Consider the following 15,205-nt stretch of genomic DNA (forward strand, 5'->3'; position numbering starts at 1 on the left):
GTCATCGTAAACGGCGTTCAGTCGTTTTTTCGGGTTCCGGAAACGTTGTAAGCAATGGCTGCAGCCACCAGCGCCTTAAAAGCATCGTCATCAATTTCATCCCCTTCGTGAATGTCAATCGCCCGTCGCTGCCGACCTTCGAGACTGGCATTGAAGAGTCCCGCGGGATCCGGCAAAAAAGCCCCCTGAGCAAAGGTCAGTTTCACTTTCGCCTTATATGACTCCCCGGTACAGATGATGCCAGCATAAGACCACACCGGGACACCCGTCGGATTGCTAGGCTTGAACCACTTACAAACCTCTTCAACATCCGGTTCTACGGCTTTTATCAGTTCACGTATACGGGTCAACGCGATGCCACGCCAGTCATCAAACTCAGCAATTTTACTGTCGACCTGCGCAGCAGAGGATGGACAGGCACCAGAATCAGAGCGGTTCATGTGGTAGTTCCTCCACGGTTCAAAATAACTGCCTCTCAACCCCGGCGATGACGGCTTACCAGAGCAGGGAAATCAGTGTAATGGTGTTCGCGGTGGATTCAATCGGTTTCATACCCGTCAAAAGAACCGGTCTGGCTGCAAACGTGACTGCCAACACGGTTAATTCAGACACCCCAGCCCACGCAATGTTTCCTCCACTGCCTGATCCAGCGGCGTATGCGGCTCCTCCCCCAACAGCGCGGTTAACCGTTGATGACTCAATTGCACCGGCTGCCGCCAGAGGTAGCGCATCTCCAGAATTTCCCGCAAGGTCTGCTGAAACGGCGCCAGCAGGCGGATCAGCCACCAGGGAAACCGGGTCATTTTCGGGGCCGTTCCGGTGTGACGTTTCACCACCCGGCACACCGCTTCGGCCAGCTTGAGTCCATCGTCATCCCAATGGCCACCCATATGAAACGTGGCAAACGGATCCAGCTGTTGCCGCCGCTCCAGCAGTTGCACCATGGTCCGCGCAACATCGGGCAGAAATGCCCATTGATGCCCTACTCCCGGCTGACCAGGTATGGTCACGGAAGTGACGCGTCGACCGACCTTGATCATGCTCTGGGAAAACCAGTTGTTTCCAGCCACCGGACCAAAAAAATCTCCGGCACGCACGATCAGTACCCGGCCGCCGTCATCCGCAAATTCGCGCAGCCGCTGTTCCATCTGCCGGCGAATCAGCCCTTTACGGGTCAGCGGGTTCTGCGGGGTTTCTTCCGTCAGCAACGGAAAGGCATCGGGTCCGTAGTTATAGACTGTTCCCGGCAACACAATCATGGCCCCATGTTTTTGAGCAGCGGCAATGGTGTTTTCGAGCATCGGCAATACCAGCGTCTGCCAGTTTTTATAACCGGGCGGATTCACCGCGTGAAGGATCACCTCACATCCCTGCGCGGCAACGTCGACATCGTGGCGATTCATCGCATCTCCGTGCACCCAGGCGATCCCGTGATCATGCTCTGAGGCCATCTTGCTGCGCCGGCTCATGGCTCTGACCGTCCAGCCGGCGGCCGCCAGCTGACGCGCCGCTTCGCCACCGATACCACCCGTGGCTCCCAATATTAATACCGTACTTGATGTTTGCATGATGCACTCCTGATCGTTTTGAGAGACCCCAGTGTAGGAAGGTTATCAAGCAAACAAAATTGACTAAATCCATAGAGCTGCTATACATTTTTGTATGACCAACGATATCAACTGGGAACTTTACCGATCATTTCTGAGCGTCTTGCAGGAAGGCTCTCTGTCCGCTGCTGCGCGGGCACTTGGCAGCACTCAGCCCACCATCGGCCGCCATATCGAAACCCTGGAAAACACTCTGAAGCTGACGTTGTTTATACGCTCTCAGGGTGGTCTGCTGCCCACGGATGCGGCTCTGGCACTCAAACCTCATGCCGAAGCCATGGCCAGTACCGCCGCCGCCCTGGCCAGAGCGGCAGCGAGTCAGAATGAAGGCGTCAGCGGTGTGGTGCGGATAACTGCCAGCGAAGTCATCGGCGTTGAAGTGTTACCGCCCATCATCGCCGCACTGCGCAATCGCCATCCAGCCCTTCAAATCGAGTTGATGCTCTCAAACCGGATTCAGGATCTGCTGCATCGGGAAGCGGATATTGCCGTTCGAATGGTCAGGCCGCAGCAGACCCAGCTGATTGCCCGCCAGATCGGTAAAATTGCCCTGGGCCTGTATGCCAGTCAGGACTATATCGACCGTTATGGGATGCCAACGACGTTCGATGAACTCAAGCACCACGCGCTGATCGGTTTTGACCAGCCAACAGCCTTTATCCGCACCGCTGCCAAATCGATTCCACAGCTGACCCGTGAACGCTTTGCCCTGAGAAGCGACAACGATCTGGCCCAACTGGCACTGATCCGCGCAGGAGCCGGCATTGGAGTCTGTCAGGAGCGGCTGGCCGAGGCCGATCCACGCTTGGTGGCGGTACTGCCGGGCCAGATTCCTTTGATCCTGGAAACCTGGATCACCATGCACGAAAACCTGCGCCAGAACCCATCCTGCCGGGCGGTCTTTGACGCTCTGGTATCCGGACTGCAGCACTATATCGATCCTGCAACAGCCGCCGACAATTGACCCGCTCATAGCCCGGCGCTGTACATTCGTTGTTCATTAACGGTTGTTTGGCCACTAGGGCCTGTCTACAATAATTTCGTCGAACCTGTTATTGGCTAAAAAGGCCGCAGTTAAGGCGGTTAACGTGAAGCTTAGTCATTCTAAGCGAACGTTGACCAACGCAGAGTGCGGCCTTTTTAGCCATAACCTTCCAGGCTGAGGCCAGTTTCACTCAACTCGGCGTTGCTCGTCGCTCATTTAGGCCCACTAATATCGCTCCTCGCGCCTGGATTTGAGTGAAACTGGCTCTCAGCAGGCCGATGAAATTATTGTAGACAGGCCCTCGACAGTCGTTAAAGTGAAACCCGTTCGTTAGCCCGTTCAAATGATCACCACGGGCTAAGCAGTCGGACTTCCAGAACAATAACGAAACAGGAATCTCCGATGTTGATCAAAACCATTTCTCTTTTGCTGTCGTTGTGTCTGTCCAGTGCCGTCGCGGCCACTGAATGGCACGTCTCACTGTGGGGAAAGCGCCGGGCGTTTACCGAACATGTGGAAAAACTGGCCCAACTGGTGGCGGCCAAAACCGATGGCGGATTTACCTTGAATCTGTCCTATGGCGGGTTATCCAATAACCGGGAAAATCTCGACGGCCTCGCCATCGGCGCATTTGAAATGGCTCAATTCTGCGCCGGCTACCATCCGGATAAAAACCCGACGCTCACGGTGCTGGAACTGCCATTTCTGGGCGTCGGGACTCTGGAACAGGAAATTGCCGTGTCCCAAAAAGTGTACCGGCATCCTGCGGTTGAACGGGATCTGGCCCGCTGGAACGCCAGCCTGTTAATGCCCTCTCCGCTGCCGCAGTACAACATCGCCGGAGTCGGTCCGACACCGCACTCGCTGGCGGACTTCAAAGGCATGCGCATCCGCGCCACAGGCGGTATTGGCGAGGCACTGTCCATCATCGGTGCAGTGCCCACCTCGATGTCAGCCACCGAAGTCCGGCAGGCCATGGATTCCGGTGTCATTACTGCGGCTTCCTTTGCCCCTCATGCCCACATGTCATTTGGAACCATCGAAGCCGCCAGCTGGTGGACCACCAATCTCAATCCTGGAACCGTCAATTGCCCGGTGGCCGTCAGCATTGACGCTCTCAATGACCTGAAACCTGAATACCGTGAGGCCCTGCTGGGTTCCGTCGACGAAGCACTGGCGTATTACCTGGATTACTACAATCAACAGACGATGGCGGCCTGGGGACCCAAGCTGCAACAACGTCAAATTGATCAGGTCACGTTTTCGCCGACCGAGCTTCAGGCGTTTCGTGATCAGGCCGCAGGCCCGGTGCGTGATGCCTGGATCAGGGAAATGAACGACAAAGGGATTCCCGCGCAGGAGCTGTACGATCTGGTCATCAAAACACTGACACCGGAGTAACCCGGGTTATGTGACCACTGCTCTGCGGAATCCGGGTGTCGGCGTTCAGAACACCCGGGTTTATCGGACACCGGTCAACGCCAGCCCGGCAACGAGTCATCAGGACAACACTTCATGACGCATATTATCAGCGATAACAGCCGCTTCAGCCGTTGGGAGCGCTACTACTTCATATTCGAATCCTGGCTGAATCTGCTCGGCGGCATCACCATTTTTCTGCTGGTCATGCTGGCCGTCATCAATGCCCTCGGCCGCTGGCTGTTCAATCAACCGGTGATCGGTTACGTGGACTGGGTGGAACAGGCCATGGCGGTATTTGCGTTTCTCGGTCTTGCCTACTGTCAGCGCCAGGGTGGCCACATTCGGATGGACATCGTGCTATCGCTGTTGAAAGGCAGAGCCCTGTGGATCATCGAATGTATCTCGACGCTGTTCATGCTGGTGATTACCGCTGCGCTGGTGTATGGCACCTATCTGCATTTCTACCGCGCGTTCAGCCATGGCGACAGCTCCATGGATATCGGTCTGCCGATCTGGCCGGCCAAACTGATCGTGCCACTGGCACTGCTGCTGTTGGTCGTTCGGCTACTGCTGCAACTCTGGGGATATGGGCGTGCATTTATGCGCAACGATCCGCATCCTGCCGGCGTCCCCATGGTTGAGGACCATGCCGCCCAGGCACAGCGTGAAGCCGCGGCCCTGGATGAGGAATAACCCATGAGCGCATTTTTCAGCACTGCCGATCCAATCACCATCGGCATCGTTATCTCCACTCTGATGCTGGTGTTGATCATCCTTGGCGTCAGAGTGGCATTTGCCACCGCCGGAGCCGGTATTCTGGGTTTAATATGGATATTCTCGGCCAAAATGGGATTTGAACGGGGCGTGCTGGTGGCCATTAAGATGGCCGGCACGATTCCTCACTCCAAGGCCACCACCTTATCGTTATCGCTGATCCCGACATTTATTCTGATCGGTTATCTGGCCTTTCATGCCGGCCTGACCCACACGCTGTTCGAAGCGGCCAAACGTTGGCTAGGCTGGTTACCGGGCGGGCTTGGCGTCGCGACCGTCTTTTCCACTGCCGGTTTTGCCGCGGTCTCTGGCGCATCGGTTGCCACCTCAGCCGTCTTTGCCCGTATCGCCATTCCGGAAATGCTGAAGCTGGGTTATGACCGCCGGTTTGCGGCCGGTGTCGTGGCGGCCGGCGGAACTCTGGCGTCACTGATTCCACCATCCGCCATTCTGGTGATCTACGCCATCATTGTTGAGCAGGATGTCGGAGACCTGTTGCTGGCAGGTTTTGTTCCGGGCGCGGTGTCTGCCGTCATCTACGCGGCGCTGGTGATCGGTCTGGCCCTGATACGGAAGGACCTCGGTCCTCCAGTGCGTGGCTTCAGCTGGAAACAGCGCTGGCAGACCGTACCGGCCACATTGCCGATTTTTGTTGTCGTGGCCATCATCTTCATCTGTATTTACGGCGGTATCGGCACCCCCACCGAAGCAGGGGCCCTGGGTACATTTGTCGTACTGATCATGGCACTCATCAATGGCATGCGCTGGCAAAACCTGAAAGAAGCCCTGATGGAAGCGGCCAAACTGACGGTGATGATCTTCACCATAATCTGGGGAGTCCTTATTTATGTGCGCTTCCTGGGGTTTGCGGATCTGCCTCATGCCTTCTCCGACTGGCTTACCTCTCTGCAACAGAGCCCGTATATTACGCTGTTGCTGATTTTGTGCGCCTACGCCATTCTGGGCATGTTCATGGACGCTATCGGCATGCTGCTGCTGACACTGCCAGTGGTTTACCCTGCCATCATCGCCCTCAACGGCGGCGAACAGGTCAGCGCTGCCGATTCGGCATTCGGAATGTCCGGCGCAGGCTGCGCCATCTGGTTTGGCATCATTGTCGTCAAAATGGCGGAGCTATGCCTGATCACCCCACCGATTGGTCTTAACTGTTTTATTGTCGCCGGTGTACGCAAGGATATCAGCGTACAGGATGTCTTTCGGGGTGCTTCACCGTTTTTCATTGCCGATGTTGTCACCGTTGCCACGCTGATATGTTTTCCGGGGATTGTGTTATGGTTGCCGGGACTCATGCACAACTGATCCGGATCATCGGCAAAAATCAGCCAAATTCCGGCCTGGAAAACGGCAAGATCAGAATCGTTTCACATTTTGGCATTCTCGTTTTGACTAAACTGTGGCAACCGGCGGACAATACTCTGTCCTATCAATCTCTGAATCTTTAAGACGTAGTTGGAATTCGGGCCTTGCGTGCAAAGCCGGCCCAAACAGGAACTTTTTACTAAAAAGGATTAGTCAATATGTCGCTTGTTCTGCAATCTCAATCCTCTTCCCCGACCCATTTCACTGCCCGGGTCAGACGTATCAACACCGATGCCATTGAGCTGACTTATCAGCAGCAGATTATGACTGTGCCACTGACCCACTGTTCGGCCGCCATACTGGGCCTGCAAACGGATGATCAGGTCATGGTGGAACAGCAGGGCGACAGTTATTTCGTGCTGCACCGTTTACTGCGTCAGGGAGAACATCCACTGCCATTGCAATACGATGCTCAGGGCCGCCTGACCATCAGCGCCGGCAAAAGCCTTCGCCTGCACACCCCGAAAGGTGAAATCCTGATCGACAGCCAGGGCTGTCTGAGCCTTCAGGGTCAGGATATCCACGCCGAAGCAGAGCACAGTCATACGATTCAGGGTCAGACCGTTAAACTGAACTAGGGAACCTCTGAAAAATGGCCTATTTTCGCGCAGGACATTGTCAGCTCCAGTCTCACATCCTCATTTACGCCAGTAACCTGTGGTGTTGCGAGTGGTGCTTCCAGGCCTGCATCAAAACTATTTCTATTTTTCAGAGGCCCCACAGGACTGCACATGAGTAATGGAATACCGCTGGAGCGTCACTGGTCGAGCCTGATAAAACGATTGAAACGGCGGACCCGCTTGTATGCGGGTCTGACAGAGGCTCGCACCGCCGCCATCCTCGAACACGAAATACGGCTGCAATTACAGGCGCTGGTACCACACTGGTCAGCCCTGCAACCGGGTACCTCGGCAGAGGAGATCTGTGCTGCCATTTTGATATACCGCCTCAACGATGAAGCCCGTGACCACTGCCAGGCGTTCATCAGCGATCTGCCGCAAACACCCGAACATACAGCCGCTATCCGCCAGGCCACCATTTTGAGCCAGCCACTGGCAACCACCGAAGACGATGCCTGGACAGACATACTGACAACACCTGAAACAACTACCGGTCATGACTGGAAAACCGCCATGACTCAACTGCTACAGCAACATAAGTTTGAAGCAGTCGATCACTTTGCCACCATGACATCCGGCCATGAGCGGTTGTATGCGCTGGCACTGGCTGTCCGTGCCGGTGATGCCCATGCTTTCGAGACACTGAGCCGGCTTGAAGCGGAACATCCTGAACAAATCTGGTCGGCCTACTGGCTGTGTGCCCGGCCTGACGCCTGTGAGCGCATCCTGCATGCGCTGGAAACTCCCCATACGGCGCATCAGGCAGCAGTGGTCTGGGAAATGATGAGTGGCCAGACTTTAAGCTGGCAACCTACGGTCGGCAGCATCGATGGTCAGAAACGGTCACAAGGTCCAAAACTACCAGATCCCTCAACAGCCCAAGTCTGGTGGCAACAACATCAGCAGATGCCACTGCCTCTGTTACATGGCAAACCGCTACAAACGGCTGAACTGGAGATCTTTCTGCAACAGTATTGTGGTCAGATCACTGAGCCACTGTGGTGGTTGCGGCAATACCAGCAACAGCAATATCTGCCCGATATGCACCAGAGCTGGCACTTACACCGGCTACAGGTACTGAATCCACAGTCTGGGGAGCACGCTCATGCAGCTCGATAATCACACTCCCTGGCAGGCAGATCTGATACCCGGCTGGGCCTTTGAAGGCCAGTGGCAACAGACTGCTGTGGTGAAAATCGGCTATCAGTTTGAGCTGGATGGCAGCCTGTCGCCATTGCCGGAATCTGCCCCACTGAACTACAGCGATGTATTTGCCGATGACCCCGAGAGTTCCAGTCTCGATCTGTGCACCGACACCGTGCCCTTCAAATCCGGCTTTGAGATTCTGATTCAGGGCATGATGTATCCAAAACCTCATATCTGTGCCCAGCGACTGCAGGCAAAACTACAGCAACGTGACAAAACCATCTGGCAGAAAACCGTGAATATCTTTGGTCCGCGCCAATGGCAGTCGTCCATCTGGGGCACCGCTCCAGGCAAACCCGCGCCGATTGGTCAATTTGAGCCGCGCTGGGAACACGCCTATGGCGGCAACCACCCGGAAAAAGAAGAACGCTTCGACTCAAATCCGGTCGGTGTCTGCTGGCACAAACTCCCTAAAAGCCAGCTGTTGCAACACCCGTTGCCACAACAGGAAGGCGAACCGCTGCTGCTGAAGCCCGGCCAGAAGCGCTCCCCTGCGGGATTTGGCCCAGTCGCCAGCCACTGGTCACCGAGAGTCGAGGCCTTCAGTGCTTTAGATGCAGATAAAGCAGTGGCCGGCCTGTGTCCTTACACCCAGTCAACCCCGCAAAATCTCTACAACTATGCACCGGCAGACCAACAGCTGAAACAGCCTCCGGAAACTGACAGCCGCCTGCACCTGCAGGGCTGGTACGCAGAAGCTCCAGAACTGGTATTGCCGCTGCCCGCACCTGCACCGCAACTCTGGCGACTGAGCGAGGGCAAAAAACCGGAACTCCTTACCTTGACCTGGGATACCCTGATGGTGAACACCAGTGACCGACAACTGCACCTGCTGTTCCGCGCCGGAATCGGTGATGATCTCTACAATCCGGATACCGCCCGCATCATGCTGATCGACCCGCAAAGCCCGGAGGGTGACGATGCAACGGTTTGATATCTTCACCGAACTGACATTGACCGATGGCCAGGCATTGACTGCTGCGGGTACTGATCTGGCCATGCTGTTTGCAGACATCGCCACCGGCCATCCGGCCACCGTATCGGTAGAAAGTCAGGCCGTGATGGCCAATGGTCAGGCCATCGTGCCCAGTGCGGCCCCGATACTCGATGCAGACTTCGATGAAGTGACTCTGCATAACCTGCTGCTGCTCGAGAAAGCCGCAGAATGGCTGCCGGATATCGATCTTGCAGACCATGGGTTACTGATCACCGCACCATTGACGCTGACACCAGAACAACTGCGAATGCTGGGCTTGGACAATGCTTCCGTCACCATTCAGGCCTCTGAACTGTCAACAGCCATGACGCAATGGCAGGCGGCCCTGCAACAACATCCTCAAATCCCTCAGTGGTACTGGCTCAGCATTGACAGCTGCTGCCATTCTGAATGGTTGCAACAGAATGGCCCACGGGTTTTCAGCGTGCTGGATCAACCCGAAGGCCGCATCCCCGGTGAAGCCATGGTGTTGACTCACTGGCAACGGCATTCACCTGCCGGTTGCCAGGTCTCGTTTGCCGCCGCCCAGGAAGGTCCGGAAGAGGATCCCGGTGCCGGCATCCGCACCGCCCTGCTAACGGCTGCCGACAACGACATTCGACAACACCAGCCGGCCTGGGCCGAATACCTCAGCAATGATGACCTCAGCCGCGCCACTGCGGCAGAGCTGTACCACACATCCACCGGGCTATGGCCGGCCTTCGAGCCGGATCCCGATCGCGGCCCCGGTGACCCGTTTTTATCCATTTATCGAACCCTGGGGGACATCGGCATGGCCAGCCTGCCACTGGGTTTACTGTTGGCCCGTCAACGCCTGCACACACTGATGCAGCCACTGACCGGGGTTGGCATCCTGATCAACGATGGCCACAACCGTCACTACTGGCGACTGACTGATAACACCTCTGACACAAGGAAGATTGCACATGTCTGATAATATTCTGATCAACAACCGCAGTGCCGTTCACAAAGACTCCAAAGGCATACTGACCACCGTTGACGTCTGCCTGACCAAAGTCGGCAAGCCGGTTGTACCCATCCCATACACCAACATCGCCCAAAGCAAAGACGCAGACAAAACCGCCTCCAGTGTCAAAATCAATGGCAATCCGGCCTGTACCAAAGACTCCGTTTTTGCCAAAAGCATGGGTGACGAAGCAGGTACCCGCAAAGGCATTCGTTCCGGTCAGATCACCGGCGAAGCCTCGTTTATCATGGGCAGTGCCAACGTATTTTTTGAAGGGGTCGCCGCCACCCGGGCGATGGACCTCATGGTCTCCAACAAACAGAACACCCCACCGGCACCACTGATGCAAAGTCTTGGCATGGCGCCACAGGCCAGCTCGGCAGTGGCACCGGAAACCATTGCCACCCGGGAAGGCCCCAACCACAACATGGTAGTGTTCAACGGCCCGGTCAACGAAGACCTGGAGACCCGCAAGCTTGCTTACACCGGCAGCGTCTGCCATCTGCAAACACCTCAGGGACCGATCATTGCCGCCAACGCGCCTGGCACTTACTACGGAATGGTCTGGCTCGAAGACATCCTCACCGATGAATCGCCACTGGCCCTCAACGTGCAGGAAACCAACCCCTGGGTACACAAAACCGGACAAACCATCCTGGTGCCATTAGGCACCTCCAGTAACGTCCCCAAAGACGAAAGCATCACTAATGCCGACACCCAACTGATACTGCTGCAACCACAGCGCTACCTCAGCCTCAACACCCACCAGGCCGAGAGCGCCCTGTTACTGGAAGGCTGGCTGTACGTTTACGTGAATGGTTACCTGTGGCGGGAACTGCAGGTCATGCCCAACGGCACCCTGCGCGAAGTGGACCTGCAAACCTGGCAGGGAACCGACGGTGAAAGCCTGAACTCCATTGATGACAACGGCATCAGCCACCAGCAACGTCTGGGAACCGGCAGCAACCAGCACCTGCTGGAACTGCCCAAAAGCCTGCTGGGAGAAACCTGCGAAGTACACGTCGCCTATTCCGAAGTACAGTGGAGCTGGCAGCGCATCGTGACTCTGGGAGGCATGAATCCCGAAGATCCACGCCTGCAACACCGGGTTCAGGAAGGCGAAACCCTCGAACAGATCGCCCTGAAATATCCGGCCGTCAAAGACTGGCAGAGCCTCGCCGATCTCAATGGCATCAGTGATCCTGACAGCCTCCAGCCGGACCAACTGCTGCAAATCCGGCCACAGGACGAAATCCCCGAAGACGCTGCCACTCTGCGGCAAAAACGCATGGGTGAAGCCGTCAACCTCGAACAGGCCATGTACCAGCAGGGTTACGTACTCAAACTCAAAGACCCGGTCGGCCTCGCGTTAGGCCATAACGCCAACCACCTCGAATACCGTCAGCGCATCGACCAGATCATCAGTGGTCTGCGTGAAGGCACCACGGCCGATCCACTGGTCAACCCGGAAGCCAACGGCGTCTGTCTGGATCCCAAAAACAACCGTGCCGACAAATACACCCTCGGCTACACCATCAACAACCTGTTCAACCGCGCGCCACTGCAACTCGACGAAAAAAACATCGAACTCGACGACGACACCAAAACCGCGCTGGAACAACTCAAAGAAGCAGGCAGTAAAAAACTCGACCAGGAATACTTCACCCAATACTTCCAACTCGACACCCTGAAACAACTGGCCCGCCACGTCCTGAAAAGCAAACAGGACCTGACCGAGGTATTCGACGACGAAGAGGCAGGCAACCTCATCGAAGCACTGATGGACTACGGCTACCTGCCCGTCGACAACCTCTACAAACTGCCCAAACGTTTTCTGGCCCTTGCCTTCACCCTCAAAGGCCACCCGGCCAACCAGTTCCAGGGACTGCTGCCCGACGAAAAATTCCTCGACGAACTGGCCCGACAAGACCCCGGTGAAGACCTGATTCTTAGACTCTTTGGCGCCCACCCGGACGCAGACCCACACAAACTCTGCAACCTGCTGTTTCCCAAAAGCACCGGTGAAGGTGTCGATGACTGGGAAAGTATGGAAGTGCCGTTTTTTAATGTGGACAAAGTCCGAAATGTGGACAAAGTCCGACAGGCAGAAGCCGCTGCCCAGCGGCGGGCAGACCCTACCGACAACGATTCTTTCGGCAACTCCAAAAGCCTTGTGTCTTTCTGGTTCGCGCTTTACAACCAGTTTATTTCCTTACCGGACCTCAAAGCCGAGGATATAAAGTCCGGCTTGAAGGGTCGGTTATCAGCACAAGGTAATTACCTGAAAAGAGTTTTACAGGCTATCCAGTCTGCAACCAACATCTTCATTGAAGTTGATGTAAAACTTGAAGAATACCTGCAAGGCATTTTTCCGGATAACGCCATTCCTGTAGATCTGTTACTACGCAAAAAGCTGGCCAAACAGGAATATCAAAAACTGCTGGATGCCCTGGATGGTGAAGGCGACCTGGTCATAACGCCGCTAAAAAATGGAGAAATGGCATCCGTCCCGGCTGGTTCAGCACTAAAACGTAAACCGTTGAACCAACTGATCCACAACATCATGACCCAGGACATGAACGATCCACGATTCGTGATGGACACCAGCGGCACGATCACCGTGGTAGCATTTCGAAAACAGCGTACTCTTGATATCAACCTTCGTCGCGATGTTATTTATTTTGAAGAACTTCCCAAAACGACAGAAACGCTAAAGGTATATATTAAAAATCGAATCAGCCGCCTGGTTCGCGAACACGGTTTGACAGATCGGCAATACAACTTCCTCGTGAGTAAACGCATCGACATCAAACTGCGAGCCAAGATGGCAGAAGTACTCACCACCCGACTCGACCACTACAAAGCCATTATGAACATGGACGTTGATCAGATTGCCAAAGCACACGTGGCACAGGAATACAAACTGGGCAATGCCAAAGCCGTTGTGATCTACCGGGGTTACAATATCCTGTTCAGCCTCATGGCCGGGGTTGAAATCTGGAATATGTATAAGGTGTTTAGTGAGAAGAAAAAAATTGGAGAGTTTGTTGTCGGTGTTGGAGGAGGCTTTGCAGCATTAACAGCTATCACAGCACAGATCCACGGAAAACATATTGAGTTTATGTATGGCAAATTTACCCAAGAAGAACTCTCACTAGCCCAAAAAGCTTTACGTGGAGATTTAACCGCACGACTGGACAGCCTGCAAACGCAAGTAGCAATCAAAAAATATAATGCTTTTAAATTGATGACAATCGCATCCTTTGCGGCAAACATTTTTGGTGTTTACTCCGGCACAACCGATACCTACAAAGCCTGGCGCAGGAACGATATCTGGGGAATGATTGCCAACAGCATGCTGGCGATCGGCTCTTTAATCGGCTTGCTGGTAGATGTTGCTGTTATTATCACAGCCATTTTTGGGGGCGTATTAATTGTAGAAGCCTCAGTGGTTGTTGTGCTCAGCATTATAGCGTTCTTGTTGATTATCGGTGGGTTGTCTCTTAGTTGGATATTCACGGATACACCACTGGAGAACTGGCTTGAAGATACCCCCTTTGGCAAATCCCGTACATCCCTTGATGATCCAAATCACAAAGACTGGCAGCATTGGCCAGCACTAGCTCTGGAAGAACTCGGGGCTATGTTCAATACCCCTAGAATAAGCTTCTTCGACGACCATTCCATCCCTATGACTAATCGTGATTTCTGGAATACCCGTTTCCAGCTTAGTATACAGACACCTGCCTGGGCTGACGGTAAAAGCCAAATTGAACATTCTCTCTGGTGGAGACCTGCCGGCCAACAAGCCCCCTGGCAACCACTCAGCATGGATAGCACGCCGCCCACGAGCCACCAGCCTCATATTGACTGGTCTGCCTGTGAGTCGTCACCTCATAAAGACGGCATGGGCAGTTCCATGTACTTTAAATACAAGGCCGTTCATTCACTGCTACAACAGTCACAAAGCATAGAACTCAAATACAGCCTTCGGTATTTCCCCAAAGGCCAAACCGAGCACTTTAGTAATGCTATCCCAGAACCTCTGGTACTACCTAAACCAACACGCTCTCAGGCTCCCTTTAAGGCGGAAGACCAGCCCTGGATAGAGCAAACATTCCGTTTGCACGCCCCCAGACCTGTTGACCAAATACCCCTGGATAAACCCGGTGAACCTGCCATTCACCTGATCACCGGACAACCCACAGGATAAACATCATGCACACTTATATCCCTGATGAAAAAGACTGCATCACCATCACTCCCGGATTGGAAACAGCGCCGGCAGACAGTGATTTTGATACCTATAAACTAAAAAAAGACCCTATAGGTGCAATACCCACTGAACATCTTGCCATTCCTTGTGATGGTTACCATCTGGGGTATTTCAGTACTGCTGGCTCAAAACTAAAGCTGGGCGGTGTAGATACAGGGTTGTTTTTCTTGGCATTAGGTGTATTGATAACACTGTTAATCAACGGATTAGCAGAAGGTGAATCAGGTTTTTTTCCATGGCTCAACAATGACTATGGTTGGGCAATATGGTGTTTTTGGATTGCTGGATTTTTCTTCCTTTTCTCAGGCCTCTGGGTCCGCCAACTGGCCAAAAAAGACGGCTTCAGCTACATCATTTTCAGCCGCGAATATGGCACAGTGACCTTTCCCAAAGTGGCCACCGATGAATCCCTGACCGTGCCCTTTAAAGATGTTGAACTCTCTGCCTTCAGAACCATTCATACCATGGGCACTCATCAATGGCACACCATTATCCGCACAAACACCTGCCGTCCTGGACAACGCCCTCGTAAAGAGGGCATCAGCATGCATGGTATGAATAAAGAGGACTTCCAAAAAGAATGGAACATGATTGCCCGGTTCATGGATAAACAACAATCCATTCCCCCATGCTTGCACCTGATCATCAGCAATAACCAAAAAACAGGGGAAGATATTTGGTACAAACCCATGCCCAAAGAACGTATTTTTAATCCACCTTTGTGTCCACCGGGTGCCCCTTGACCTTCCCCATCCCTGTTGCCCTTGGCGGGATGACTGCTGAGAGTCTCCAAAACAGGACGTTTTGGAGAGTTTGGATGAGGCAGGACCGAACCCAAACGGCTCTCAACCCGCAGTCATCCTGCCAAGGGTGTTCGCGCCAGCGAACAGGCGAAGCCCAACAGAGCTGGGGTGCCCTTTTTATTTCACTTTTTGGGCACACAAAAAGGGAAGGCCCGCCCGGCCAGAGGG

12 protein-coding genes are annotated in these 15,205 nt (G+C 54.3%); 10 read left to right on the forward strand and 2 right to left on the reverse strand.

The window, feature by feature from the left end:
• Nucleotides 1-17 precede the first annotated feature (17 nt).
• Together YC6258_RS26760 and YC6258_RS26765 are read right to left on the reverse strand one after the other, a co-directional pair.
• Nucleotides 18-440: a DUF1801 domain-containing protein gene (locus YC6258_RS26760; protein ID WP_044619581.1), complete on the reverse strand. Its 423-nt coding sequence runs from the start codon at nt 438-440 to the stop codon at nt 18-20.
• A gap of 159 nt (nt 441-599) precedes the next feature.
• Nucleotides 600-1,568 (reverse strand): NAD-dependent epimerase/dehydratase family protein, encoded by a 969-nt coding sequence (locus YC6258_RS26765; RefSeq protein WP_044619582.1) that lies wholly within the window; start codon nt 1,566-1,568, stop codon nt 600-602.
• Between the two features lie 94 nt (nt 1,569-1,662).
• Between YC6258_RS26765 and YC6258_RS26770 the strand changes: the two genes are divergently transcribed.
• From YC6258_RS26770 to YC6258_RS26815, 10 genes are all read left to right on the forward strand, one after another.
• A complete protein-coding gene (locus tag YC6258_RS26770) occupies nt 1,663-2,571 on the forward strand; it encodes a LysR family transcriptional regulator (RefSeq protein WP_044619583.1) in 909 nt (302 codons plus the stop codon).
• 423 nt (nt 2,572-2,994) lie between these two features.
• Nucleotides 2,995-3,993 (forward strand): C4-dicarboxylate TRAP transporter substrate-binding protein, encoded by a 999-nt coding sequence (locus YC6258_RS26775; protein WP_044619584.1) that lies wholly within the window; start codon nt 2,995-2,997, stop codon nt 3,991-3,993.
• A gap of 114 nt (nt 3,994-4,107) precedes the next feature.
• Nucleotides 4,108-4,707: a TRAP transporter small permease subunit gene (locus tag YC6258_RS26780; RefSeq protein ID WP_044619585.1), complete on the forward strand. Its 600-nt coding sequence runs from the start codon at nt 4,108-4,110 to the stop codon at nt 4,705-4,707.
• A gap of 3 nt (nt 4,708-4,710) precedes the next feature.
• Entirely contained in the window at nt 4,711-6,108 is a 1,398-nt protein-coding gene (locus YC6258_RS26785) for a TRAP transporter large permease (protein WP_044619586.1), read from the forward strand.
• A gap of 218 nt (nt 6,109-6,326) precedes the next feature.
• The gene (locus YC6258_RS26790) at nt 6,327-6,746 is read left to right on the forward strand and encodes a hypothetical protein (RefSeq protein WP_044619587.1); all 420 of its coding nucleotides are present in this window, start codon (nt 6,327-6,329) and stop codon (nt 6,744-6,746) included.
• A gap of 153 nt (nt 6,747-6,899) precedes the next feature.
• Entirely contained in the window at nt 6,900-7,907 is a 1,008-nt protein-coding gene (locus YC6258_RS26795; protein WP_044619588.1) for a hypothetical protein, read from the forward strand.
• Nucleotides 7,894-8,928 carry a DUF2169 family type VI secretion system accessory protein gene (locus YC6258_RS26800; RefSeq protein WP_044619589.1) on the forward strand — a complete coding sequence of 345 codons (1,035 nt, stop codon included), beginning with the start codon at nt 7,894-7,896 and terminating at the stop codon, nt 8,926-8,928. Before YC6258_RS26795 ends, YC6258_RS26800 begins: the two co-directional genes overlap by 14 nt.
• Entirely contained in the window at nt 8,915-9,925 is a 1,011-nt protein-coding gene (locus YC6258_RS26805; RefSeq protein WP_044619590.1) for a hypothetical protein, read from the forward strand. Before YC6258_RS26800 ends, YC6258_RS26805 begins: the two co-directional genes overlap by 14 nt.
• A complete protein-coding gene (locus YC6258_RS30470) occupies nt 9,918-14,171 on the forward strand; it encodes a PAAR-like domain-containing protein (RefSeq protein WP_169749045.1) in 4,254 nt (1,417 codons plus the stop codon). The genes YC6258_RS26805 and YC6258_RS30470 overlap by 8 nt, the downstream gene beginning before the upstream one ends.
• Nucleotides 14,172-14,176: 5 nt before the next feature.
• Nucleotides 14,177-14,977 (forward strand): hypothetical protein, encoded by an 801-nt coding sequence (locus YC6258_RS26815; RefSeq protein ID WP_044619591.1) that lies wholly within the window; start codon nt 14,177-14,179, stop codon nt 14,975-14,977.
• The last annotated feature ends 228 nt before the right edge of the window (nt 14,978-15,205 follow it).

This window comes from Gynuella sunshinyii YC6258, assembly GCF_000940805.1.
GTDB lineage: Bacteria > Pseudomonadota > Gammaproteobacteria > Pseudomonadales > Natronospirillaceae > Gynuella > Gynuella sunshinyii.